At 62.6% G+C, this 25,679-nt stretch carries 16 protein-coding genes; 4 read left to right on the top strand and 12 right to left on the bottom strand.

Annotated features, from left to right (window positions below; translation table 11 throughout):
- Positions 1–48: 48 nt before the first annotated feature.
- The gene (locus OZ411_RS10760) at positions 49–1,014 is read right to left on the bottom strand and encodes a sugar-binding protein (RefSeq protein WP_130582543.1); all 966 of its coding nucleotides are present in this window, start codon (positions 1,012–1,014) and stop codon (positions 49–51) included.
- A 240-nt stretch (positions 1,015–1,254) separates the two neighbouring features.
- Between OZ411_RS10760 and OZ411_RS10755 the strand changes: the two genes are divergently transcribed.
- The 3 genes from OZ411_RS10755 (at position 1,255) to OZ411_RS10745 (ending at position 3,773) form a co-directional block, all read left to right on the top strand.
- Positions 1,255–2,532 carry an ROK family protein gene (locus OZ411_RS10755; protein WP_282527906.1) on the top strand — a complete coding sequence of 426 codons (1,278 nt, stop codon included), beginning with the start codon at positions 1,255–1,257 and terminating at the stop codon, positions 2,530–2,532.
- A gap of 79 nt (positions 2,533–2,611) precedes the next feature.
- Entirely contained in the window at positions 2,612–3,370 is a 759-nt protein-coding gene (locus tag OZ411_RS10750) for an SDR family oxidoreductase (RefSeq protein WP_130576651.1), read from the top strand.
- Positions 3,371–3,536: 166 nt separating this feature from the next.
- Positions 3,537–3,773 (top strand): hypothetical protein, encoded by a 237-nt coding sequence (locus OZ411_RS10745; RefSeq protein ID WP_130576649.1) that lies wholly within the window; start codon positions 3,537–3,539, stop codon positions 3,771–3,773.
- A gap of 51 nt (positions 3,774–3,824) precedes the next feature.
- Here OZ411_RS10745 and OZ411_RS10740 read toward each other — a convergent pair whose 3' ends face one another.
- Positions 3,825–4,646 carry an LOG family protein gene (locus OZ411_RS10740; RefSeq protein WP_207234366.1) on the bottom strand — a complete coding sequence of 274 codons (822 nt, stop codon included), beginning with the start codon at positions 4,644–4,646 and terminating at the stop codon, positions 3,825–3,827.
- A 238-nt stretch (positions 4,647–4,884) separates the two neighbouring features.
- Between OZ411_RS10740 and OZ411_RS10735 the strand changes: the two genes are divergently transcribed.
- Positions 4,885–5,907 (top strand): LLM class flavin-dependent oxidoreductase, encoded by a 1,023-nt coding sequence (locus OZ411_RS10735; RefSeq protein ID WP_282527925.1) that lies wholly within the window; start codon positions 4,885–4,887, stop codon positions 5,905–5,907.
- A gap of 611 nt (positions 5,908–6,518) precedes the next feature.
- On the opposite strand, the gene OZ411_RS10730 is transcribed toward OZ411_RS10735, so the two are convergent.
- The 10 genes from OZ411_RS10730 to OZ411_RS10685 all read right to left on the bottom strand — a co-directional run bounded on the left by OZ411_RS10730 (position 6,519) and on the right by OZ411_RS10685 (position 25,586).
- The gene (locus OZ411_RS10730) at positions 6,519–6,923 is read right to left on the bottom strand and encodes a PAS domain S-box protein (RefSeq protein ID WP_130576643.1); all 405 of its coding nucleotides are present in this window, start codon (positions 6,921–6,923) and stop codon (positions 6,519–6,521) included.
- A 67-nt stretch (positions 6,924–6,990) separates the two neighbouring features.
- The gene (locus OZ411_RS10725) at positions 6,991–7,125 is read right to left on the bottom strand and encodes a hypothetical protein (protein ID WP_282527905.1); all 135 of its coding nucleotides are present in this window, start codon (positions 7,123–7,125) and stop codon (positions 6,991–6,993) included.
- 316 nt (positions 7,126–7,441) lie between these two features.
- Positions 7,442–19,540: a filamentous haemagglutinin family protein gene (locus OZ411_RS10720; protein WP_282527904.1), complete on the bottom strand. Its 12,099-nt coding sequence runs from the start codon at positions 19,538–19,540 to the stop codon at positions 7,442–7,444.
- A gap of 157 nt (positions 19,541–19,697) precedes the next feature.
- Entirely contained in the window at positions 19,698–20,708 is a 1,011-nt protein-coding gene (locus OZ411_RS10715) for a FecR domain-containing protein (RefSeq protein WP_282527903.1), read from the bottom strand.
- A complete protein-coding gene (locus OZ411_RS10710) occupies positions 20,705–21,328 on the bottom strand; it encodes a sigma-70 family RNA polymerase sigma factor (RefSeq protein ID WP_282527902.1) in 624 nt (207 codons plus the stop codon). Before OZ411_RS10710 ends, OZ411_RS10715 begins: the two co-directional genes overlap by 4 nt.
- Positions 21,325–21,963, bottom strand: a complete 639-nt coding sequence (locus tag OZ411_RS10705; protein ID WP_282527901.1) for an STN domain-containing protein — start codon at positions 21,961–21,963, stop codon at positions 21,325–21,327. The genes OZ411_RS10710 and OZ411_RS10705 overlap by 4 nt, the downstream gene beginning before the upstream one ends.
- A 231-nt stretch (positions 21,964–22,194) precedes the next feature.
- On the bottom strand, positions 22,195–22,899 hold the full coding sequence (locus OZ411_RS10700) for an ABC transporter ATP-binding protein (protein WP_282527900.1): 705 nt from the start codon (positions 22,897–22,899) through the stop codon (positions 22,195–22,197).
- Entirely contained in the window at positions 22,892–23,674 is a 783-nt protein-coding gene (locus OZ411_RS10695) for an ABC transporter ATP-binding protein (RefSeq protein ID WP_130576632.1), read from the bottom strand. The genes OZ411_RS10700 and OZ411_RS10695 overlap by 8 nt, the downstream gene beginning before the upstream one ends.
- Complete coding sequence (locus tag OZ411_RS10690) at positions 23,674–24,717, bottom strand: branched-chain amino acid ABC transporter permease (protein ID WP_282527899.1); 1,044 nt, start codon at positions 24,715–24,717, stop codon at positions 23,674–23,676. Before OZ411_RS10690 ends, OZ411_RS10695 begins: the two co-directional genes overlap by 1 nt.
- Complete coding sequence (locus tag OZ411_RS10685) at positions 24,714–25,586, bottom strand: branched-chain amino acid ABC transporter permease (RefSeq protein ID WP_028164695.1); 873 nt, start codon at positions 25,584–25,586, stop codon at positions 24,714–24,716. Before OZ411_RS10685 ends, OZ411_RS10690 begins: the two co-directional genes overlap by 4 nt.
- Positions 25,587–25,679 lie beyond the last annotated feature (93 nt).

The raw sequence follows: 25,679 nt of genomic DNA, 5'->3' as shown, positions 1-25,679 counted from the left end.
CACAACGCCCGGCCGCCTGTGGCAGCCCGGCGGTGAAGCATACTGAAGTTACTTCTTCAGCAGTTCCTTCAGAGATGCGGTGAACTCCGCGACGTTGGACTTGCTGATCACCTTGGTCGGCACGATCAGCTTGCTGTCCGACGGGATCCAGGACTTGTCGCCGTTCAGCGTTTTGATGATGTTGGTGGCGGAGAGATAGCCGAACTCGTACGGCTGCTGCACGACCGTGGATTCGATCGTGCCGTCGGAAATGCCCCGCAGCGTGCGCTGGTCCTCGTCGAAGCCGACAATCTTCACCTTGCCGACCTTGCCCGCTGCCTTCACCGCGTCATAGACCAGCGGTGTCTCGTAGCTCCACAGGCCGGACAACAGCGCAATGTCGGGATATTTGACGAGTACGTTCTCCATATTCGCCTTAGCCTTGGCGAAGTCCACCTGGTCGGTGAACACGTCGACCAGCTCGACCTTGGTGCCGGCGATCGCTTCCTTGATACCCTGCACACGCTCGCGGGCGTTATCAGCGTCCATCGTTCCGACAAACAGCGCGATCTTGCCGCCGTTCGGCAGCGCCTTCTTGATCTCCTCGCCCGCCTGCCGCCCAGCCGCGACGTTGTCGGTGCCGATATAGGCGAGACGATTGCTCTGCGGCGCGTCGCTGTCCGTCGTGATCAACACGGTCTTGGCCGCAACCTTGTTGAGTTGTTCGGTTGCGTGCGGCGCATCGTCTACAGAGATAGAGATGCCGGCGACGCCGCGTACCAGCAGGTCGTCCAACTCGCGCCGCTGGCCCGCCGCGGTTCCATCGTTGGTGACGATCAACTCGATATTGTATTCCGGGTGCTCCTTCTGCGCCTTCTCGAGCCCGCGGCCGGCGATGGTCCAGAAGTCAGCCGCGACATTGGTCACCAGCGCGATTGTCTTTTTCTGCTGCGCCTGCACCACCCCAGTAGCCATCACGAGCGCGGCTGCGCCCGCCAGCAGCGGCACGATCAATGTCTTCATTGAGCTCTTCATGTGCACCTCCCTGTCGTCACCCCGGTATGAGGGGATCCACGCACGGCGCTTCTTGCGCCTTATTTTGTTTACACTGCGAATAAATTATCGGAACAAAATCTCGAGTCAAGGATGTTGTTGCCGATCTTCTCGCGCAACGATAGTATAATTGGTACGATAAGGTAGCCTTCATTGTTCTTTTTGGCCATCTCCTGCGTCTCACACGTTGATTAATTTCACTGAACGAATTAAAATGGCCGCATGGATGAGCAGCCCGAGCCGCCGAGACGTGCTTCAAGCGTGGCCCGCGGATCGAATCGCGGCCGCCTCGTCGAAGTCTTGCGACGTCAGGGACCATTGCCGCGCGTGGAGCTCGCCCGCAGCACGGGGCTGAGCTTCGCGGCCATTTCGGCCATAACGTCGAGACTGATAGCGGAAGAACTGTTGTGCGAGGCCGAGACCGACGCCGGGGCGGCAACGTCGTGGCCCGACGATACCGACGAAGAGGATGCGGACGGGCCGAATGGCCGTCGCCGTGGCCGGCCGGCGGTACTGCTGACCCTGAACCCGGAGTTTGGCCGCATCATTGCGGTCTCGCTACGCATGAACCTGATTGAGACACTGATCGCGGACTTCAGTGGCTCTGGCTTGGCGCAATCGCGACTTGCACTCACGACGCGCGCTCTCGATGCAGATGCGTTGTGCGATCTCATGATCGCACAGATCGATGCTATGCTTGACGCGACGGCAACGCCGCGCCATCGGCTGTTGGGAATCGGGATTGCGCTGCAGGGCATCGTGAACGCCGACACCGGACGGCATCTGTGGAGCCCGGCGCTGTCGGTCACCGACATCGATCTGGCGAAGCCGATGCGTCAGGCATTCGGGGTCGAGGTCGTGATGGCGAACGACGCTGTCGCAGTTGCGCTGGCCCTCGCAGCCGCGGAGCCGGCACTGGCGCAGGGCCTCTCGGCCACGATCATGGTCGGCCACGGCGTCGGGATGGGCGTCGTTGTCGACGGTGAAGCGCGCTGGGGCGCCGGCGCCGGCAGCGAGATCGGCCATGTCAAGTTGGCGCCGAACGGTCCGCAATGCCGCTGCGGCCAGCGCGGCTGCATCGAGGCCTATCTCGCCGACTATGCGCTCTACCGCGACGCCCGCACCTTTCTCGACCTGCCGCCGGCGGCGTCGCAGCAGCCGTCCGAGGCGCAGATGGCTCTGCTACGCGAGCGAGCACTGGGCGGCGATCCCCGTCTCGAGCACTTATTCCGGCAGGCGGGCCACGCGCTTGCAGAGGCGGTCGCCGCAACGATATCGGTGCTGCGCCCGCACCATGTCATCCTGGCGGGCCCCGGCCTGCAGGCATTTGACATGATGCGCCGCGCCTATGAGGAGCGGCTCGACCAGGCTGTGTTACCGTGGCTGCTCAAGTCCACGGCAATATATGTGCGTCCAAGCGAGTCGGCGGCAATTGTCGACGGCATGGTGCGGCGGACGCTGCGGGTCGTGGACCGAAGCCACATCGAGACGACCGAGTGAACACCGGGAGCCGTGGCCCTTGTTTGAGCCGCAGCCAACGCAACCGACGCCCTTCAGGCGCAAAATCGAGAGGATGCCAATGCAGGGCGCCATCTATCCAAGTCTCAAGGACCTGACTGTACTGGTGACCGGCGGCGGTTCCGGCATCGGCGAGGCCATCGTCCGCCGGTTCGTCAGCCAAGGCTCGCGGGTCGGTTTCATCGACATCGATGTGGAGGCCTCACAGCGGCTACTGGCCAGCCTGCCGGCGCATGCGAGTGTGCACTTCGAGCACGCCGATCTGCGCGACATCGCCGCCCTGAAACGCGCGGTCGCAGGCGTCCGCGAGGCGTTCGGACCGATCACCATCCTGGTCAATAACGCGGCCCGCGACGACCGTCACGCGATCGAGGACGTCACGCCGGAATACTGGGACGAGCGGATCGCGGTCAATCTGAAACATCAGTTCTTTAGCGCCCAGGCGGTCGCGCCGGATATGATCCAGGCAGGGGGCGGTTCGATCGTCAATATCGGCTCGGTGAGTTGGGTAATCGGCCAGGGCAACATGCCCTGCTACACCACCGCCAAGTCGGCGGTTCAGGGCCTAACCCGTGCGCTCGCCCGCGATCTTGGGCCCAACAATGTGCGGGTCAATTCCATCCTGCCCGGATGGATCATGACCCAGCGACAGCAGGATCTGTGGTTGACGCCCGAAGGTGAGGCCGAAATCATGCAGCGGCAATGCCTTAAGCGCAAGCTGGTGCCGGACGACATCGCCCGCGTCGTCCTCTTCTTCGCCGCCGACGACAGCGGCGCCTGCACCAACCAGAACTACATCGTCGATGGTGGCTGGGTCTAACATATTGCCGACTGCGCCGACGAGATCTGGCGAGCTAGACGGATGCGTGTCGAGCCTGAAGTGCACCGTCGCAGTCAGACAATCGCGATAAGCCTTCGTTCCTGGCGAAGGCAGTCGCCGGTATTTCCAGATTGTCCAGCCTACCCGTGTCGGTCATGCTGCGATGATGAAAAATCATTCTGCCGCAAGCGGATCGGATGTCTTGCTGGGTGTGATCGCAATCCGGCTTGCGGCCCTGGTTTTGACAGGTTCAATCTTGCTGCTGTTGCCGCGGCAACCTCGTGACGACGATTCAGCCTGCGCCCTCCCCCTCGCGGAAAGGTCTGACTTGCAAATTGCATCGAAGGCAGAACGCGTGCGCGTCAGCGATCCGGTGGCGGGCGACATGCTCCTGCACGACTAGAGCATGATCCGGAAAAGCGGATACCGTTTGCTCCGCGCCGTCCGTCGCCGATCAACCGGCTGGGGTAGTACCATGCGCACGCAAGCCACGGCGAACCAGTGAGGCCCAACCGTCTTCCGCGGTCTCCGCAAATTCAAAGAGACCGAGGTCGGCCGCAGAAATCATGCCCTCCTCGACGAGGGCCTCGAAGTTAATGATTTTGCGCCAATAGCTCTCGCCGAACAGCACAATGGGCGCTGGAGGGGCCTTCTGCGTTTGCTGCAGCGTCAGCACCTCGAACATCTCGTCCATGGTTCCGAAACCGCCGGGAAAAATCGCCAGAGCGTTCGCACGCATGGCCAAGTGCATTTTTCGCATTGCGAAGTAGTGAAATCGGAAGCTGAGCTCTGGCGTGATGTAGCGATTGGGAATCTGCTCATGTGGCAGGGTAATATTGAATCCGATACTTGGAGCACCGACGTCGGACGCGCCTCGGTTTGCCGCCTCCATGATGCCGGGGCCGCCGCCAGTAGCGACAACATTGTCGCGCCACCGGTTCTTGGGATCGAAGGCGCCGCCGCGCTGCGAAGCGATGCGCCCGAATTCGCGCGCGACTTGGTAGAACTCGGTTTGCTGCTGCAATCTCTCGGCCACCCTCTTCTCGGTCTCCGTCCGAGCCGCTTCGGCGGCGGCCGCGGCCTGCTCCGGAGACGGCACACGCGCGCTGCCAAAAACAATGATAGTCGAGCGGATCCCCCAATCCCGCAACGCGAGTTCGGCTTTGGCATATTCGAGGGCAAAGCGGATCGATCGCATCTCGTCGCGAAGCAGAAATTCGGTATCTTCAACCGCCAGCAGCGTGCTCCGCGGGCCATGCGGGGTCTGTTCATTCATCTCGCTATTGTCCATTCTGCAGACTAAATTCGACACGTTCTACGGCACCGCAGGCCATGACGACGGGATATTGCCTCATCGAATGTATCAAAATATAGGTCAATGATGCTATCGACGCTCGCAACCTGCTGCGGCGGATCGTGCGCACAGGGCGTTCACGCGATCGCGCGCATCTGATCCGGATTGCCAACGGGCAGCAACCTCGAACATGCGTCCCAAGGGTTTACACTGAATGTCTATGAAAAAGATCGGCTTTCTATCGTTCGGGCATTGGACGCCTTCACCGCAATCGCAGACGCGATCGGCATCCGACGCCCTTCTGCAATCCATCGATCTTGCCGTTGCCGCCGAAGAGTTGGGAGCGGACGGTGCGTATTTCCGTGTGCATCATTTCGCTCGTCAGCTCGCCTCGCCGTTTCCGTTGCTGGCAGCCGTAGGCGCCAAGACCCGCCGGATCGAGATCGGTACGGCAGTCATCGACATGCGCTATGAGAACCCGCTGTACATGGCCGAGGATGCGGGCGCGGCCGACCTCATTGCCGGCGGGCGCTTGCAACTCGGCATCAGCCGCGGATCACCCGAGCAGGTTATCGATGGGTGGCGCTACTTCGGCTACGTTCCACGCGACGGCGAGACCGCTTCCGACATGGCCAGGCACAATACGGAGATCCTGCTCGAGCTGCTGCGCGGCGAGGGCTTCGCAAAGCCCAATCCGCATCCGATGTTTCCGAACCCTCCAGGCCTCTTGCGCCTCGAGCCGTACTCGGAAGGCTTGCGCGACCGCATTTGGTGGGGCGCCGGGTCGAACGCCACCGCGGTCTGGGCGGCCAAGCTGGGCATGAACCTGCAAAGCTCCACCCTGAAGGACGACGAGACCGGAGAGCCGTTCCACGTCCAGCAAGCCAACCAGATCCGGGCTTTCCGCGAGGCCTGGAGCGCGGCTGGTCACAAGCACGAGCCTCGCGTGTCAGTCAGCCGCAGCATCTTCGCGCTGGTCGACGACCGGGACCGCGCCTACTTTGGACACAGTGGTCAGGACGCGGACCAGGTCGGCTTCATCGACGAAAAAACCAAAGCAATCTTCGGCCGCAGCTATGCCGCCGAGCCGGACGTGCTGATTGCGCAGTTGGCCAAGGACGAAGCTATCGCGGAGGCCGACACGCTGCTCTTGACCGTGCCCAATCAGCTCGGCGTGGATTACAACGCGCACGTCATCGAGGCGATCCTGACTCACATCGCTCCCGCGCTTGGTTGGCGCTAATCTCTATTGTGGGGTTACACCGGCAACCCGGTGCGGGCACTGGCGCTGTGGACCCGCGCAACGCTATTTGATCGTCGCGTGCACAGTGATTACCGATGTGCCAGAAGCCGTCGGCCCCTGTCCCACTGCTTTGATGGCAAAGGTATCGCTTCCCTTATACCGAGCCTTCGCCCTGTATTCGTAAGTCGTCATGTTAAGCTTTTTCAAGCTGCCGTGCGCCGGCTTCTGTGAAATGTCCGAGCTACTCACCGTGCCGCGTATCGTAATCGGAAATAGGCAACTTTCTCCAGAGGTGACGCTAATGTCGCCGGTCGAATTCTCGCCCCAATCCGCTACTTCCAGTAATCTGGGACAGTCAGAAGCGGCCATCGCTACAGATACGGACATTGAGCCTGTAGCTACAGCGCTAAGCATCAAAACAGCGACTCTAGACAACCGCATAGCAGACTTCCTCGTTTTCGCGCAGGCCCCCGCCTCGATCAAGGGTGCCTTAGAGGGCCGTGATTGACGCAGCGTCGATGGCGGCATTGCCGGACGTCCAAGAAAACTTGGCTATCACGGACGCATCAACGATCCTGCCGGGCCGGTTGAAAGTGGCATCTGCGAACATCTCAGGAGGCACGGGTCGCGGCACGCTCTCGTTCGATGCGTTCGGTCACGTCTCGTGCCACGGCAACCGAGCCAAGCACTTCGCCAGCGGCGCTGTCCTTGACGATCGCGAATGTCATCTCAACGTAGACCTTGCGTCCGCTCTTGTGCAAGGCGCGGGTCAGCGTGGGCTTGCCTTGAAGCTTCATGACGCCGCCAGTCATTGCGGCCTCAAAGCCGCGCCAATGCGCGGCCCGCAGATGCTCCGGGATGATCAGGCTTTGGCCGAGCACCTCCTCCAACGAATAGCCAAACAACGCGGTGGCGGCGGGATTCCAGCGGGCAATCGTGCCGGAGCGATCGGCGTAAATCACCGCATCGGCCGTTTGATCGAGAATTCTTTCCGCTAACTCGGAGCGCTCTTCCATGGGGGGCACCTGTTTGGTTCTGTCACGTCTAATCTTTCTGCGCAACTCGGCTTACATGGCATGATGGTCACGGCTTTGCGGCGAAGCCATAGAGCTTTTCAGGATTTTCTACGAGCACGTGTCTCACGGTTTGCTCGTCCGGCAGCCACGCCCACAAGGCATCGAGCACATCGCCGTCGCCGGGCATGGCACGATAGCGCACCGGATGCTTGGCTGGACGATGACGCAGCGGTCCAGCCCGAGTGTTCGCATGACGGAACGATAGGCGGAAACTCTCTCTGTGCAGCCGGCAGAAAGCGGTCATAAGGCCCGATAACGTGGTACTTCCCGACCTTCGGCCAGCGCTACGTCGGACTGGCCAGCGACGCCGCGCTTTGGTCGACCGTGCTCGCCACAGCGGTGATGGGGACGACCTGCCTGATGTTGCGCTGGCCCGCTAGAGCAACTGCGGGTCCGCCCAGCCCATCATGGACAAACTTGAGCGTGAAGAAGGCCTGGGCAACGGCAACAATTGCGGATCAATGAGCCGTTTCCGTCTTTTCGCCCGTCAGCAACTTTTTCTGCTCGTCAGTAAGTTCGCCGCTGCCAACGATCTGGAACATGCTGTTGGGGTCGTAACGCGTCTGGTTCTCGCTCCGTCGGTCACGCGTATCACCTCGGTCGGTATCTTCAGGCATCGATTTGTCGCCGCCGCCATAGCCCAAGAACTCGACGATAATGATCGAAGGACGATCATTGTTGCTGGGCGCGGTCGGCTGAACCTGTTGCGTCGCTGCCGTCATGTTATTGCTGGAGGCCAATGCCGCGACCGGCGGCGCCTGCACCGTGGGAACGCCGGTGACATTGCCCTGGGCCTGGATGTTCGCGGCGTTGAGGATCTGCAGCGCCGCCAGGTTGACGTTGCCCGAGGAACGGATGCCCGCCTCGCCCGCATCGATGATGCCGAGCGGCGCGATCAGGTCGACGTCGCCGGGCGGCATTCCAGGGATCTGCTGGAGCGTCGCGATGCCAGCGCCCGTGGAGGGAGCCTGCGACGAGAGACTGATATTGCCATAGTTGTCGTAGACGAGGCGCGGCGGGGTGAAGATCACCGTGGTTTTCGATCCACGGCCGGCGTTGATGTCGCCTTCGGCGGACCATGCGAGAATATTGCCGCCGAACGTCGTCATGATGCGCGACAGGCCGAGCAGGATGCTCCCCTTCGAATAGATCTGGATGTCGCCGTTGCCCTGGGTGATCAGACCCGCATCGGCTCCCGGCGCCAGCCCTTCGGTGCCGATGGTGACTAGGCCGCCCGGCGCCAGGAACTGGATGTCGCCGCCGCGATCGGTGTGCACATAACCGCTGTTGACCTTCGCTCCGACCCCGGAGGCGGCGGTAAACAGCCGGATGTCGCCGCGATAGGCGTCCTCCGCGGGGAAGAGTGCTGCGATGGCATTGCGTCCGCGCAGATAAGAGCCGTGGCGCGGACCCGCCTGATCGTTGTATTCGCGGCCGCCGACCGTCAGTTCGGCGTAGTAGACCTGCCGCAGGAAGACCCGCTGCTGCTCACCCGGCAGGGTCAGGAAGAAGCTCAGCGCACCCTCCGACGCTCCGGCATAGCCGAAGCGGTCCTTGAGCCACTGTAAAAGCTCCTGGTCGTAGGTCTTGGCGACCTTGCCGGGTTGATTGGCAAGCGCGCCTGGACCAACGAGATTGGCCGGATCGAGATAGAGCTTGGCAAAGCCGGTCCAATCCACCTGCCCGACACCCGGCGCGCCCGCACCGACTCCGGCCTGCAGCACCACGTTGGCACCCAGGCGGTTATCGCCTGTCATCAACGGACCGATGCTCTCGATGTTTCCCGTCGATCCAAAATAGATGTTCTTGCCCGCCGTCACCTCGAGCGTGCCGGGGCCTGCAACATCAAGGCTGGGATAAATGACGCTGCCTTGCGCGACGATCATCGAAACGGCGGTCGGATCGTCCTGCAGGATCAGTCCCTTTACACTGACAATGTCGCCGCCAGCGAAGATCTGCACCGGCTTCGCCGCGCGGTAATTGTCCGTTGTCACGGTCCTGCCGTTGATAAACTGGCTGCTGGTAAAGATCTCGCCATAGCGAATACCGAGAACATCGCCGTCGACGGCATAGATACGCGATAGCGGGCCGCCGAGTGCACTGGCATCGGTCACGGTGTTCGGTCCGAACACGAATGGATAGCCACCTGGTCCATCATAGGCGTGCCCTTGCGAATTATAGTCGTACCGGTACGCGCGCCAGCCTCCGGGGGCGTCGACCGGCGAGTTGGGATCACCCCAATAATTCGAATCGACAAGGGCCCACTGATTGGTCCCCTGGAGCAGCGCCCAGCCAGGATTGAACGGCGTGGCAAGAGATGACAACGAGGTCGAGAGCGGGCCGAAGCCGAGCGTGTCCCCGCCGAGGCCGACCTGAATGACCGATCCTCGCGCCAGCAACTCAACCTGCCCGGACGGCGACGGCAACATCTCGTTGCCGCCGTTGAGATAGATGCTTCCGTTCGCCGCAGTGGCCCGCAGGATCGATGGCAGGAAAAGCGTCTTGGATTGCGGTACCAATCCGCCGGTATCGGATAGCGGCGACACGTCGCCGCCTGCCGCAAACAGATCGACCGCCGTCCGTGCCGTCCAGAGCGTGAACCAGGCGACGCCCTGACCGGCCCCGACTGACGTGCTGGCGTCCGTCTGCTGATTAACGCCGGCGCGGCCGGGATCGATGATGTCGCCGACGGAGAGATCACCGCGGACGCGAATGTCGACGGCACCATCCCCCGGTGCGAACGATCCGCCCGAGACCTTGATCATTGCGTAAGGCACGAGCAAATTGAGCGGCCGCGGATCATCAAGAGAGTAGCCGAAATTTGTTGCATTCAGGCTGCCGAAATTGCCGGCCGTGACGCCAATGTCGCCGCGCAGATCAACAAACTGGTTGCCGCCGCCACCGATGCTATTGCCCGCCCTCACCGACAGCGTTCCGCCACCGGTCTGAACAAGACGACCATCGATGACACGTCCGCTGCCGCCGACGGCAACGACAACACCCCGTCCGGCATTACCGATGTCGCCGCCCGCCCGCAGCGTGACATTGCCGCCGCCGAGTGCCCCCATGCCCGAGAAGCCCGACAGCTTTAGCAACGATTTCGAACTCTCGAGGTCTGCGGTATAGCTGCCAAAGTTGGTGCCCCAGGCTGTCGCCTGGCCAAGTCCGGCGCCGCCCTGCCGCCAGAGCCAGTCGCCCACCACGGCCGACTCCTTCGTCTGATTTCCGCTGATATCGCCTTGCGCCGTCAGCAGGAAATCACCGCCGTGCTCGATATAATACATGAATTGCGAGTTGAGCGTGGCCTCATAGGCCGAATTGGCCGCACCAAGCACGGTCCCATCAGGCATGCGTCCGCGGGCGACGTTGAATGGATCATTGGCCGGCGTTCCTGTTTCGGCGACCGCGGTGCCAGCCGTGTAGACGCCGAACGGTGAACTTTGCGTGTAGTTGCCACCAGCGAGGATTTCGAGATCACCCGTACCGGTGCGCACGACGCTGAAGCCGGCACTTGGGCTTCCGGTGCCCTGCAGGTTCACGGTGAAGGGATCGGAGAGCACGACATTGCCCGCGCCTGCAAGGCTTGACGATGTCTGCAATATCCGGCCGTCGGCGCTACCAAGATCGGCACCACCCACAAGCCGCATCGACCAGGATTGCGTGCCGGGCGCCAGCATCGGCGACGTCGCCCACACCTTCCGATCGCCTGCAGCGGTCAAGCTGACGACAACCGTTCCAACCGGCAACACCGTACCCGCCGGCATTACTGTATCCTGCGTGAAAGTATAGCCGCCGAAAATACTCAGATCGGCGCCCGGCGGAAGAGTGCCGTTAACGAACCAGGGGAAGCTTGTGTTCACCAATATCCTATTGAAGTAGACTCCAGCGGAGACCTTGGTGCCGATAGGCCATGTCGTCGCCGGGATAGTATCGCCGGCCTTATACATCACGGTCCCGTCCGGATTGTAGATTGTGCCCGCCATAAGCTTCCTGCCCGGGAGGGGGTCGAACTCCGCCGTCAAAACGAGATCGACGGGAACTGGATTCGACAATAGCGGGGTATCGTCGACCTCGGTGCCGGCGAGCGGCAGAGCCATGTTGATCCTACCGGTGTTCGGAAGACTGGATCCGCGTGTCAAGATTGCGCCGCTATCCGTTACGGTATAGGTGTCCGTGAGCGTGCCCGGGGCAAGCAGCGTGGTGAGTGCATCCGGCGAGTCCGGCGGCAGCGCGAAGCCGTCGTTGATGCTGCCGTTGATGTTGAGATTGCCCCCGGCGCGAACGACGAGTTTGCCCGGTTCGCCTGAGCCGCGAACCGACGTCACGTTCGGTCCATAACGGTAACCGGACAGATCGATGTCGCCTGACGTGGACAGATTACCGTTCGGGGTCTTGCTCTGGATTTCGACGCCGGGCCGGACATGGAATCCGGAGTTGTATTTGGCATCGAGCAGCCCGGCGATCTTGGTCTTCAGCTCATCGGTCAACTGACCGCCGGCGACGTTGCCGCCATAGATGTTACTGATGAAGGTTTTGCTGTCCTGGTTGACGAGATCGAGCCAATCCTGATCGATGATCTGGCCATTGGCATCGTTCGGATCGACTGGCGCATTCTTGTAAGTCGCAAACCCGTTCAGCGCGATGCTCGAGGCGCCCACGATGTTGAGCGGTCCCGTCGCGGAAACAGCGATGCTGTCGCCTGTGGCGTTGGCCGGTCCGTCGCTACCCGTTGCGCTGGTACCGGAGGCCGTTCCGATCCGGGGCGCGTTGAGTTCGAGATGACCATAGGCAATCGGGTTGCCTGATCCGTCAGCATTTGCAGGATCAGTGACGCGCATGTCGATGGTGGCGCCCGGCGACAATGTCAACGTGCCATTCTTTGTCGTGAGTTCAACGTGCGCCGTGTTGTTCGCCTCGATCGGAGCACCGTAGCTGTCGGTCTGCAGAACGGTGCTGTGGGCATCCAAGACGGCCGAGGATGCAAGTGTGACATCGTCCCGCGCCGCAAGACGGATATTGCCGGGCTTGGCGCCGCTGGCATCGATGGTGCCATTGACCGTCAGGCTGCCGCCATCCACGGAGATGGTTACGTTGTGTGCCCTCACCTCGTTTCCGACAACGAGGTTGCCCTGCTTGATGTTGAAGGTGCGCGCGCCAAAGAAGCCGGAGTCGTTCAGCTTCAGGTTCAGTGCCGCGAAGTCGCCGAGATTTTGCGCCGCGATGCTGATCTGGCCGTCATTGTAGCCGCCGGTCGCAGCCCCCTTCAGCGTGCCACCGAGTTGCACGAGACCGTGCGCCACGTCAGTGGCGGTCGCCATAATGGTCCCGGCGTCGTTGTTCGCCGCCGTCACATCAATGCTCGAACCGGCGGCCTGCGCGATGTTGCCATGGGCGCTTTGCAGTATCAGATCGCCGCCCCAGCTATATTTGGTGGCGTCGTAGAAGGTGGTGCTGCGCCCGGAAAGGTCGATCACCGCGTTGGCGCCGAGATCGATGTTGTTCGTTGCGCTCAACGTCAGCTTGCCGCTTGGCAAAGCAACCGCGGTGTCAAGGAATATGGTGTCACCGCTGATGGAGACCGTGCCGCCAAGATCCGCGATTGCGCCGGTCGCGGCCGCACCACCCGCAGGCGCGACAACGCGAACCACGCCACCAGCGTTATAGGCCATCGTTGCGGCGCCTGTCGCAGTCAACAGTGGCGTCGTGAGAGTAAGGTTGCCGCCCTGCAGATTGCCGGAACCATCCTTTGACAGCCCGACCTTTAGCGAGCCGTCGCTATTGGCGGAGATCCTGTCACTGGCCGAGACATTGACGTTGGCAAATCCGAGCGCGAGGCGTTCGAGCGTCGCGCCATCGGTGATCCGGCTGTTGGCGTCGTAGCCGAAGACGATGTCCTTGGCGGCGATGTTGAGCGTTCCGCTGCCCGTCCCCGGGCCGCCCGGCACAACCGCTGCCGGCGCCTTGCTCCCATAGGGCACGCCGCCCGTGTCGGGTAGGCCGTTGCCGGTCCGGATGCCGTTCCAGATCAGGGTATCTGCGGTGATGCTCGCAGTGTCGCCAGCGTTCCCGAGGCCGTAGATCGCCGGCGTGTTGATGACGAACTGCACCTCCTTGCTGCCAGCGGACTGACCGCGCGCGTCGAGCGCAACGCTGCCGATGAGGTTGAAGGAGCCCCCAACCGTCAACGTGAGCTGCTCAAGCGCCGGGACGCCCGCGGTTGTCGAAGGATGCAGCAGCTTGTCGAGTGCGGCCTGCGTCAAATTCCAGCCTGACGGCAATTGACCCGCGGCCTGTGCCGCGGCGAGCGCCGCGTCGGTACCCGCATTGATTACATCCTGCGTCACGGTCAGATAACGCGCACCGAAATTGACGTTGCCCATCGTGAGCGAACCAGGAGCGGCGAGCACGATGCTGCCATCGGTAAGCAGCGTGGCGCCGCTGTCGATGTTGATCGAACCCGCTCCGACCACGGGCAGGAAATTGAACGTGCCGTTTGCGACGGCCAGGACCGCCGGCGCACTCGCAAACAAGGACGAGTTGGCCTCTGACGTTACGTTGCCAAACATGTAACCCAGGCTCGAATCAAGCCCGCGCGCACCGAGGCCGCGGGTGTCGATCGTGGCACCGCTTGCGACATCGATGTTCTTGCCGACGAGGAACACCTGGCCAGCGCGCACGGCGGCGCCATCGAGAATGTTCACAGAGGACTCACTCGAAAAGTAGATGCGTCCGCCGGTGCCCCTCGACGTATCGTTGTAGTACGTGCTGTAACCGCCGATCAGCAAGGTGTCGGCATTGAAGGCATTGATAGCATCGCTCGAGATCGACGTATGGCCGGCGATCGGCGCCGCGCCGGGCGCGGTGATGTCGATCTGCCCTCCATATACCGTGGAAGAGACGAACAGACTGCCGGAGATACCGTCGCTGATGCCGCCGAACAAGGTGGTGCCCTGGAACGAGAGCGATTTTCCGCTGCCCGAAGATGCGTTAAGCATCAGCTCCAGCACCTTGCCGTCTTCCGGCAGACGCGGCCGGACGGCACCGAAGGTCGCGGCCTGGCTGCGCGCGAACTCGCTGTAGCTCATCTCATTGTATTGAGAATAGCTTCGCACCGTTCGACCAGATGTCAGGATCAGTTGCGTCGGCAACGCATCCCGAATGCCCGCGTTGGCGACGCCGAGATAGCCTGACGTCACGATCGAGCCGTTGGCCATGCTGACCGGCGAGACGACCGTATTGCTCGTCGCTCCGAGCTCGACACGGAAGGCACCGGGCAACAGCGCATAGCTCGACGGCATGAGCGTGTACGTCCCGGCCGGCAGCCCCGCCACGCCGCCGGGGATCGTGACCTGCTGGCCGATCGCCGGATCGCCGGCGCCCTTGGTTGCGATCACAGGCGCGTAGGCCGACGCGTAGCCCGGCACGATGGCATAGACCTTCGCGTTTGCCGAACTGTAGCTGTTCACCGGATTGGCGTTGACGAGCGCCGTCCTCAACACGTCGACCGAGCCGCCGCGGCCGCTGATGAAGCCGGCCCCCGTCAGGTTGCCACCGCCCGAGAGATCGAGGATCGCGCCCTTCTCACCCACGATCGACGTGGCCAGCACCGAGATGCCGGTCGTGATGATGACGTTGCCGTTCACGCTTTTCTGGAGGCCAAGGTCAACCAGCGTGCCGTCCGCACCTTGGTAGGCAATACCATCCGAGGTGCCGCCAAACGGCAACGTCAGCCCGTTCGCGCTGGCCGACGTGATGCTGCCGGCGCGGAAAATCACCGTCGCGGGCGGCACGTTGGCGTTCAGGCCGTAATTGTTGTTCAGCAACACCGCCCCCAGCGGCGCACGCACGACGCCGCCCTGATCGATCGTGGCTGCGACGAATGCAAGTTTTCCGAAAACGGTGGGAGGAACATCCGGCACTGGCCCGCCATTGCCGCGAATCGTCAGCACGGTATCGAGATCAGTCGTTATGCTGTCATTCGGCCCCAAGACCTGGCCAACCGTCACGGTCGCGGTCGCGTTGCTCAGCGGATAGAGCTGTGAAGCCTGGATCGTCAGATCGCCGGGCGTGACAACGTTGCCGGAGCCAAAGCGCACATCGCCGGTGCTCTGCAGCGTGACGTGCTTGAAGCCGGGCGCATCCACGGGAAGAATTGGAGCCAATACGCCGCTGTTTGGATCCGGAACGCTGATGTAGCCCATACCGTGCAGCCCGTGCACACCGAAACGAACATCGGCAGAAATGTCGATCAGGCTGGCCGAGACCGTGAATGTCGAGTCCGCAGCCGTGTTCATGCTCGAACCTGAGACGTTGAGCGCAGGATCATAGCCCGCGAATGAACCGTGATCGAAGCCGTGCCAGCCGGTCAGGTTTACATAGGGCGCCGTCAGGTTGACGGTGATATGCTGGGCATCGACGGCCGCGCTCAGAATGCCGCCGGTCAGCGCAATGCTGCGATTCATCGCAAGATCGACATTGCCGTTGAACACGAACAGGTCGCGCGTGAACAGCGACAGTGCATCAAAACCGCCTGCGTGAATCTGATCGACACTGATGGCAGCCTCGCCGACCTTGAGCGTCGGGTCGGCTTCGCCCGGCGCGAGGTTGGATGCAAGTCCGCTCGGCCGCTGATGCTGCGTGATCGTGAGATTGCGCATCGTCTGCATGTCAGCCGGTATGTCGCCAATCCCATAAGGATTGGTCGGACTGGCGGGCGCCGCATAATACAGAGGGCTGATCGCGGCGAGCAGGAGCGTGCCGCCCGAGGCGCCGATGCCGCCGGCCGCGGCGCGCAGCGTCCCGTCGATGTACATGCCGAGCCCCGAATAAAGGGCGATGGTACCGCCATCGCTTGCCACCTGCGCCCGCTGCAGGCCGCCGCCGGACGAGATATCGAGCAACGCCGAGGTCCCGGACGCATCGAGCACAGCGCCCGGGCGGATGATCACGAAGGCATTGCTTGGAATCAGATATCCGTACTTGTCCGTCGCGCCGGTGCCGCCGAGCGCAATCGAACCGCCGTCCGGCACGACCCCATAGGTCATGCCGCTTGTGCCCGTCGCTGTCACTGCACGCGCCGAAACGTCGAGCGTGGCGTCATCACTGATCCAAATCGACCGGGTCCGCGTGTAGATGCCATTGCCCTGGTTGTAACGGATGTCGCCCGGCTGGTCCTGCAGGCTGGTGATGAGGATCTTGCCGCCGTGCGCCGTGATGTTGCCATCGATCGTGGTCTGGCGATTGGCGTAGATCGTCGCGGCACGGCCTGGATCGAGCGAAATCGAGGACCCCGGCCGCATGTCGAAATCATATAGGCTCGTCAGCGTCAGATCGGCCCCGACGCGCTGGGTCAATTTGCTCGCAACGGAATCGTCGAGATAAGTCGGCGGCAACCAGGTCTCCGCGGCGGCTGCCGTGGCGGTCCCGGTCGGCGCACTGTAGCTCGCCGACGTGAAACGATAGACCGGCACCACGGGCGCAACGTTGGTGCCGTCAGCGATGGTCATGCCCGACGTGCTGCGGATGTCGTAACGGGTGAAGCCTGTCTCGAAAAGATCAGGCGCCAGCACCAGCTGTGCACCTGATCCCGATGTGGCCTGACCGATGACGACAGACTGTCCCGCATTGATGGTGAGCGTGCCGCCGCCATTGAAACCATAGCCGCGGATCTTGCCATCAAGCGCGAGCGGCGACGATAGATCGGCGCCGATGAATTCCGAGTCCGCAAAATGCGAATAGTCATTGGTCAGCAGGCTGACATCGCCACCGGAGCCGCCCCGCGTCTTCCCGTTGGCAAGAATGGCGCCGCCGGAGGAGACGTCGATGACGGAGCCTGCCCGGAGCGTGATCGCACGGGTGGTCGAAATCGTCAGGTCGCCGCCGTCGAGATAAGCGAGCCGCGAATTGTCGTCAGCGCCGTTCGAAGCATTGGTCCACAGGCCGCTCAGGTCAACCGTCGCGTTGATCACAACGTTGGCCTTGCCGTTGGCGTCGGTCAGCGCCCACCAGAGCACGTTCCCTCCCGGCACCGGCAATGCATGCATGATATTGCCGAGCGACACGCTGCCGCCATGGGCGGTGACATCCGCGTTGAGTTCGACGAGAGGCGCCTGCAGATTGACCTGGCCGCCGTTGGCCAGCGTCAGCGGTGCATCGATCGAGATGCTCTTGCCGCTGACGGCGCTGAGGCCGCCAAGGCCGGCCTTGTTGAGCAGGCCGGCGTCAAGATAGACGGTGTTGCTGCGGTCGGAGGGCAGCGCGTCGCTCGGGCGGAGACCGGCAGTGATACCAGTGACGTCACCGACGACGATGGTGCTGTCGTAGACACCGGTCAGCCCCTGGCCAGTATACTGGCCGACGTTCAACTGCCCCGCCAGCGCAGCCTGGTTTTGCCCGATCTTGTATCCATCGGTGGAGTTGGCCGGCCGCGCGCTGTTCTGACGCTCGCCGGTGAGGACCTGGGCGACGATATCGCCTTCGAAGACCGAGGTCGGCGTGGAGAGGATCAGTTGGCCGGCGTCGCGGCCGATCGCGTAGCCCTCTTCCCAGCGGACGCTCTCGCGGCCGCGCCCGAACGGACTGGTCCAGACTTCGGTGACGTTCCAGCGCTCATGCTTGCGAATGAAGCCCTCTCCAACGCCGTAGAAAGTCATGTCGGCGCGGGCATCGTTGACGCCGTGGAGCCGGCCGTCGCTGCCGAGCAGCATCGTCTCTCTGACGTAGCCGGCCTCGTACTGGACCGAGCCGCCGGAGATGTTGAAGGTCGATCCCTTCTGCGCAACCACTTCGGGTGCGGCCAGCGTGATGGAGCCGCCGATCGCGGTCCATTCGCCAATCTTGTGCGCGGTGGTGTTGAGATAGCCGGAGACCTCGAGCAGGCCACCCGCGGTGTAGTAGCGGTCGGTGGCGTATCCGCCGGTTCCCGCCGGCACCAGGATCAAATCGCGCGCGTCGATCCAGACGTCCTGGTTGATGAGCGCGCCGCTGTCGCGGTTCTGCGGTGAATCGCGCAGCTCGTTCCCCTGGATATTGACCTTGATGACGTTGGCGGAGACCGGCAGCAGGACGCCCCTGCTGCCGGAGACGTCGATGGTCGCCCCAGTCTCGGCGAACACGCGCTTGCCGGCGCTGACGGCGACGTCGCCGCCTTGCCCGAGCGTGAGCGAGTTGTTCTGGAAGTTGACGGTACCACCGCTGACGATCTCGACGCGCGAGCGGTCCTTGCGATCGGCCAATGGCGAGAGATTGTCGAACTGGCCGATCGCCAGCGGGTTGCCGCCGGACGCCGCGATCAGAGCGTCGCGCTGCGAATTCAGCGCGGTGTCGCTGGAATCGAGCTCGGGCAGAATCGCGGTGACGGCGTTGGCGGTCAGCGTGACATTGCCGCTGGCGTCGCTGGCCGAATTCAGCAGATGGATGGTGCCGCGCTGGTTGACCGAAGTGGTCGACAGCAGGAGTCCGTCCTGCAGGAGGTTGCGTCCGGCCATGGTGATGTCGCCCTGCTGGGCAAACACCAGGCCGGTGTTGCTGACGCGGCCGCTGGCGCTCCCGGCATCGATGACGGGAGAGATTTCGAGGCCGCGGGTCGTGGAATTCTGGTTGGCGTCGGTGCCGTAGCCCTTGCGCAGGATGAAGTCGTCACCCGCCGCGAACACGGCCTGCCCCTTCGGGGTGGTGATGGAGCCGGCGTTTTGCACTTCCGTTCCCATCAGCAGCACGAATCCGCCGCCTGACGTTACCGTGGCCGGCGCACTGGTGGTGATTTGCGCGCCGCTTTCGACCACGACCTTGCCGTCGGCGCCGGTGAAGCTCGGCAAATAGACGTTGTTGCTCTGGGCCGAGTAGATGCCGCTGGCCTGGAACTGCTGATCCGTGATCCTGGCGGTAGAGGCGATCAGTGCGCCGACATTGATCTGGCTGGCGCCGCCGAAGATGATGCCGCTCTGGTTGATGACATAGACCTGGCCGTCGGCCTTGATGTTGCCGAGGATCTGGCTCGGCCCGGTGTTGGCATCGACCCGGTTGAGCGCGACCCAGTTGGCGTTGCCGTGTTGGTCGAAGGTCAGCGTGGTCTGCGATCCGACATTGAAGGTCTTCCAGTTCAGGATCGCCTGCTGCCGGGTCTGGTCGATGTTGACGTTGGTCCGCCCGCCCGCGACCGATTGCGTCGGCGTGTTGGCGCCGCTCCATCCGGCGACCGGATCGGGCACCAGACCACCCGGCGTCAGCCCGTTCGGAACATTGATGTTCAGCCCCGCGGAATGCGGCACACCCTGCGCCGCCGCGCGGGCAGCGTCCTGCAGGCTGCGGATCGCCTGCAACGCCTGCGTCGCGCGATTGAGCGATTGCTGGACCTGTTGCGCCGCTTGTGCCGCCTGTTGCGCATTGGCAAGTGCCGCATCGGTCGCAATCGTTGGTGCGGAGGTCGTCGCGTAATAGCCCAGCGGGCGGGCCTCGGCCGGAGCAGCATGGACCAGCAAGGCCAGTACGCTGATGCCCGCCAGAAGCGTTGCACGGTGGGCAGTCCAGCGGGGGGCATTCGAACGGAAAATGGGCACGACGGGTTCTCCAGCAACACCGGGAACGTGCCCATACTTGCGACCTCGCGGCGCGGCATAGACACGTCCCTACCGAGCTGACGTAGGCCCACGTCGAAAACCGCACGGGTTTTTTATGACAGTTTCATGTCACCGAACCGGTCACCACCGGCGGAGATCAGCTCAGCAAAACAAGTCCGCCCGGGAGCGATCGCACCTTCGCGCCAAAGGCTCGCGCGATCTGATCCAGAATTTCGTTGAGATTATCGATGCGAAAGCGACCGCTCACTGGCGACCGCCCGAGTTCTGAATTGACCACGACGATACGGCCGGGCCGATAGCGATTGACCTCTTCGACGACATCCGAAAGGGGCGTGGCGCGAAAGATCAGAACGCCGCGCTGCCATGCCGATATGATCTCCGGATCAACTGTCTCCAAACGCGCCGGCCCGTTGCTGTCATAACGAAGCTGCTGTCCCGGAATCACCGGCGTCGTTTCGCTGTCCCGCACGATGGCGAGGCTCCCCTGCATACAAGTGACGCAGACCAGCGGGGCCGTGCGGCCGTGCAGGTGCCGAATGTCGAACTGAGCTTCGGTGGCGGTGATCCAGCGGTCGGCCGCCAATACTGCGAGCGATCGTCCTTCGCGGGCAGTCGTTGAAAACAATGCTTGACCGCCGATCAGCTCGAGCCGTTCGTTATCGCTTTCGAGAGAACGAATGACAATACTGGTTTGGGTATTCATCCGTACCGACGTTTCCGCCGACAGCGAGATATCGCGCTGCTCTCCTGTGCCGGTGCGATAATCAGCGCGCAATTCAGTAAGCGATGGCCATAAGTCCAACGGCGGACGGACCAAGGCATAGGCCGCCGCTGCTGCTGCACTCGCCAGCCCTGCCCCCAGCAGATATCGGCGGCTCAGTGATGCCGGCCGTTGCCTTTCTTCGATCTCCGCTGGTCCCGAAACGCGGCTCTGCCATCGCAAATTCCGTCCGGCAGGCTCAAGATCTCTCCAGAGACGACTTGCCGTTGCAAAGGCAGCCCCGTGGGCGGGGCTCCTGCTGCGCCAATCTCTCAACGTTTCGGCATCGGCCACCGTCATTTGCCCGGAGGTCAGCCGCCGTACCCACGCGACCGCCTCCCGCTCAAGGGGATCCAATCCGAGATCGTGATCGCCGGCATCGGTCATCGCCGTTGTCTGCCCTCATCGGGCAGCGCTCGATCACCCGACTCCGTGCCGAGGTCATTGCCCTTCAGTGATAAGACGTTTTTCACAGGCTCAAGCCGCACTCTTATTTTTGAGCGTTGGCGCCGCCGCGCGATGCAGTACTCCTGCGCGAGTTGAAGTTCCTTTTCGACAAGACGCTGGGAAATGCCAAGACGTCGTGCAATTTCCGCCCGCGGCATCTCATCCAGCCGGGCCATCAGCAGGATTTCGCGCCGACGCTGCGACATTTCCTGCAAGATACTTATCAAAACCTGCCAGTCCGACTGCGCCTCTACCGTTTGGGCAGGATCCGGCGCATCATCGACAATCTGTAGCAATCCCTCGACCTCCGCAGCGCTGAGAAGGCGGTTGTCGGCATCCCGCATCCGATCCCGCGCGGCATTCATCGCGACGCCGAAGATGTAGTTGCCCGGATCGCGGATCGCGCCGAGCGCATTGGCGCGCTGCAGATTCAGCCATGCATCCTGCAAGGCGTCCCCAGCCAAATCAGACGAGCCCAGCCGAACCGTTAATCGATACTTAAGATCATCATAGCGATCGAGCAGAAACTGTCGCACCAGCCCCAGAGACGATTGGGTCACGGCAGCACTCCGGCGTGACTGGAAGCCGGTTCGACGCAGGACATCGTCACGCCGGGTCCTTTTGGGATAATGACGACTGACACCGGCTGAGTCAGCTCTGCCGGCGGGCGGGCTCCGATCTTCAGACGCTGCAACGCCTGATCGATCCCCGCGTCGATGTCGGATACGCCGGTCGAATTGAGACGCTCATAGCGCGTGACACTTCCGGCACTATCAATCCAAAGACGCATTCCAATCCGATAGTTGCCTGGCCGGCCCGCCCCAGCACCACATAGCGCGTTATGCAAACTTACTTGAATTTTTCCATAGTAATCCGTCACTACGGGCTGTGGAAGGACTGTGGGCCCGACCGGAGCAGAAACCAACGTGAACGAGGTCGCTGTGATCTGTACGGCGGAGAGCTTGCTTCCGTCCAGCAACCTCGTCAACGCCGCATCGGGCGAAAGACGGCCTTGCACTGCCGCCACCCGCCGGCCGACCACGAGATCACTATTATAAAGAATATTGCGACCAGTGATCTCGGCATACTGTTCCAAGGCCGCCGGCAGCGGTTGCGCCCGGATATTGAAATCCAGAAGAACCTCTTCGGCGAAGGTGCCGTGCGCCAAGAGGGTAATACCGAGGACAAAAATCAATATGCGCCTTAGGCACATACACCAGCTTTGCGCTGAAACTTGCGCATACAATTGGCTGCCCTCAACGATTCAAGCGACGGTCATAGCGGCGGTGCGGACCTTAAGTCGCCCATATTGCACCCACATGTCAGGATAGATACTGACGTTATTGCCGCCGATGCTGGCGCAGACGAAGGTCTTTTCGATCAACCGGCTCAAAGGACAGATCGCCGTCCGAGCGACCGCGGCGGATCAGCCACCCAGATAGGCCTTTCGCACATGCTCGTTCGCGATCAGCTCCGCGCCGACGCCAGACAGAACGATGCGACCGCTCTCGATGAGGTAAGCCTGATCGCACATCTCAAGCGCAGCAAAGGCGTTTTGCTCCACCAGTAAAACGGTCGTGCCAGCATCGCGGATGCCGCGAATGATGGCAAACGTTCGCTCGACAATATTCGGCGCGAGCCCAAGCGACGGCTCGTCAAACATGACGAGGCGAGGCCGCGACATCAGCGCCCTGCCGATCGCCAGCATCTGTTGCTCGCCGCCCGACAGGGTACCGGCCGCTTGCCGCTTCCGCTCCGCAAGACGCGGAAACTCAGTGAAGATGCGGTCGCGGTCCGCGGCGATCCCGCCCGCGTCGTTGCGCAGATAGGCGCCCATGTCAAGATTTTCCTCGACAGTCATGTGCGGAAACACGCGCCTCCCCTCCGGGCAATGCGCGATCCCGCTCGCCAGCACGCGCGGCGGTCGCGCCGCGGTGATATCCTTGCCGTCAAAGAACATCTGTCCGGAACGCAGCGGTACCAATCCGGAAATCGCGCGCAGCGTCGTGCTCTTGCCGGCGCCATTGGCGCCGATCAGAGCGACGAGCTGCCCGGCCTTCACCTGCAGCGAAATGCCCCGCAGCGCAGTGACGCCGCCATAGCCGCAGACGATGTCGCGGATATCAAGCACGCGCGGCTCCCTGCCCGAGATAGGCTTCGATGACGTCAGGATCGTTCCGGATCTCATCCGGCGGTCCTTCCGCGATGATCCGGCCGTAGTTCAACACCACGATCCGATCCGACACGCTCATCACCATCGGCATGTCATGCTCGACCAGAAGGATGGTAACGCCGCGGTCACGGATATTGCGGATGAGTTCGACGAACGTGTGGGTCTCAGACGCATTCATGCCGGAGACCGGCTCGTCGAGCAGCAGCATCGACGGCTCCGCGGCCAGCGCCAGTGCCACGCCGACGAGGCGCTGCTCGCCATACGACAGCGAACCTGCGGGGTCGTGGGCGCGACGCTCGAGCCCGACCCATTCGACGAGTTCGGCGGCGCGCTCGCGCAGCCGGCGTTCCGACGCGCGTCCGCGCGGCAGGCCAAGAATCGCTTCGAACAGGCCAACCCGGCCCTGGCGGTGCAACCCGATCAGAAGATTGTCGTAAACCGTGTCGTTTGGGAAAACACTGGTCCGTTGAAAGGTGCGGATCAATCCGAGATCAGCGATCTGATGCGGCTTCAGTCCGTTAAGCGTGGTCCCGCGGTAGCTCACCTTGCCGTGGGCGGGATCCAGAAAGCCGGTCACGACGTTGAACGCGGTCGTCTTGCCGGCGCCGTTCGGGCCGATCAGGCTGACGATCTCGCCCTCGCCTACCGTAAAGTTCATATCCGAGAGCGCGACGAGCCCGCCGAAGCGAACGGCGACCTGCTCCACGTCCAAGGCGATCGCACGCGAGGTCACTACGCAGGCTCCTTGGCACGTTCGGAGAAGGCAACCGGAGCAACCGTTGCGGCTTGGCGCTTCCGTCTGGCGAACCGCTGCGCCAATGAAGGTACGATGCCGCGCGGCAGTACGAAGAGGATCACGATCAGCACGCCGCCATAGGCGATCCATTGTGCTTCCGGCGCCATGATCGGACGCAGGACGACCGGCAGCAATCCGAAGATCAGGCCGCCGACGACCGGTCCGGCCAGTGAGCCCTTGCCGCCGCTGATGACCATGATCACCATCGTCACCGTGTTGATGAAGGCGAACACCTCGGGATCGATGATCCGGATGTAGTGCGCATAAAGGCTGCCGGCCGCGCCCGCGATAGCAGCCGAAATGACCGCGGCGAGCGTGAGCGTCTTCGTGACGTCGATCCCGACCGACACCGCCAGCGTTTCGTTTTCCATCAACCCGCGCATGGCGCGGCCAAAATGGGAGTGCACAAGCCGCGCGATCAGGAGATAGGCGACGACTGCGACTGCGAGCACGAGATAATAGTTCTGCAGCTTGGTGCGCAGCGTCAATTCACCGAGACTCGGCAAGCCAATCGCGATCGACGGGATATTGGTCAACGCCAGCGGCCCCTGCGTCAGCTCGACCCAGTTCAGCGCTACCAGCCGCACGACCTCGGCAAAGGAAATCGTGACGATCACGAAATAGGCGCCGCGGACGCGGAAGGAAAGTAACCCGACGAAATAGCCGCACAATCCCGCGACCAGGATCGCCAGCGCGAGCCCCGCAATCGGCGGCCATGGTTCGTGAACCAGACGGAAGCCGCCGGGCAGGCCGATATCGAAGCCGAGCGAGGTCAGCGCGCTGACATAGGCGCCGATGCCGAAGAAGGCGATGTGACCGAGGCTGAGCTGGCCGGTGAAACCGAGCAGGAGATTGAGGCTCATTGCAGCGATGATGAAGATGCCGGTCGTGATCAGCGCGTTCAGGAGATAAGGATCGCGCAGCCAGAGCGGCACGGATGCGAAGGCCGCGAGCGCGAGCATGGTGATCGCTGCCCTCATCCCACGCGCTCCGAACGCGCGAACAGACCGGTGGGCTTGAAGATCAGCACCGCGATGATGATCAGGAAGCCCATCGCGTCCCGATATCCCGACGATATGTAGCCGGCGCCGAGTTCCTCGGCCAACGCCAGGATGAAACCGCCGATCACCGCGCCGGTGATGTTGCCGAGCCCGCCGAGGATCACGATCGCGAACGCCTTGACCGCGGCAAGATCGCCCATCTGGGGAAAGATCACATAGACCGGGCCGAGCAGCGCGCCGGCCGCGGCGGCCAGGCTCGAGCCGATCGCAAAGGTCGAGGTATAGATGAGATCGACGTTGACCCCCATCAGCGACGCGGTGTCCTGGTCCTGGAACGTCGCGCGCATCGCGCAGCCGAGCTTGGTGCGGTTGATGAGCAGGTACGTCACCACGATCAGAAGCGCTGCGGCCGCCAGGACGAACAGCCGCAGCCAGGAGACGGAGACAGGCCCCAATACAAGCGGCGCCTCCGGAAACGGTGTCGCGACCGATTTCGCGACCCCGCCCCATATCCACAGCGTGGCGGATTGCATCGCGATCCAGGCGCCGATCATCACCAGCATGGTGGTATCGATATCGGAGCCGCGCAGCGGCCGCAGCAGGGTCAGTTCAATCACCGCGCCCAGGAGCCAGCCCGCGACGACAGCGACAGGCAACGCGAGGAAGAAGTTCAACCCAAGCTGCTGCACCACGATGAACATGATGTAGGCGCCGAAGGTATAGAGCACGCCGTGCGTAAAGTTCACCACGTTCATGATGCCGAAGATCAAGGTCAGCCCGATCCCCAGCAGCGCGTAGGTGCCGCCGAGGACAAGCATGTTGATCAGATGTTGCAGAAACTCGCTCAAGGCGGCTCCGTGCTAAAGCGCGATAGGAATTGGTTGAAGCGGTCGGTCCGCAAACTCCACCTCTCCCGCTTGCGGGAGAGGTCGGCGCACCCG

It is taken from the genome of Bradyrhizobium sp. Arg237L, assembly GCF_029990105.1.
In the GTDB taxonomy this organism is placed as follows: domain Bacteria; phylum Pseudomonadota; class Alphaproteobacteria; order Rhizobiales; family Xanthobacteraceae; genus Bradyrhizobium.
Note: the sequence above shows the minus strand (reverse complement) of the source record. Positions and strands in the feature narration are given on the sequence as shown.

What these genes read in the sequence shown, in the direction of transcription:
- OZ411_RS10760 (WP_130582543.1), bottom strand. Translation starts at nt 1,014, where the DNA reads ATGAAGAGCTCAATGAAGACATTGATCGTGCCGCTGCTGGCGGGCGCA.
- OZ411_RS10715 (WP_282527903.1), bottom strand. Translation starts at nt 20,708, where the DNA reads ATGACCGATGCCGGCGATCACGATCTCGGATTGGATCCCCTTGAGCGG.
- OZ411_RS10735 (WP_282527925.1), top strand. Translation starts at nt 4,885, where the DNA reads ATGAAAAAGATCGGCTTTCTATCGTTCGGGCATTGGACGCCTTCACCG.
- OZ411_RS10690 (WP_282527899.1), bottom strand. Translation starts at nt 24,717, where the DNA reads ATGAGGGCAGCGATCACCATGCTCGCGCTCGCGGCCTTCGCATCCGTG.
- OZ411_RS10745 (WP_130576649.1), top strand. Translation starts at nt 3,537, where the DNA reads ATGAAAAATCATTCTGCCGCAAGCGGATCGGATGTCTTGCTGGGTGTG.
- OZ411_RS10740 (WP_207234366.1), bottom strand. Translation starts at nt 4,646, where the DNA reads ATGAATGAACAGACCCCGCATGGCCCGCGGAGCACGCTGCTGGCGGTT.
- OZ411_RS10730 (WP_130576643.1), bottom strand. Translation starts at nt 6,923, where the DNA reads ATGGAAGAGCGCTCCGAGTTAGCGGAAAGAATTCTCGATCAAACGGCC.
- OZ411_RS10755 (WP_282527906.1), top strand. Translation starts at nt 1,255, where the DNA reads ATGGATGAGCAGCCCGAGCCGCCGAGACGTGCTTCAAGCGTGGCCCGC.
- OZ411_RS10750 (WP_130576651.1), top strand. Translation starts at nt 2,612, where the DNA reads ATGCAGGGCGCCATCTATCCAAGTCTCAAGGACCTGACTGTACTGGTG.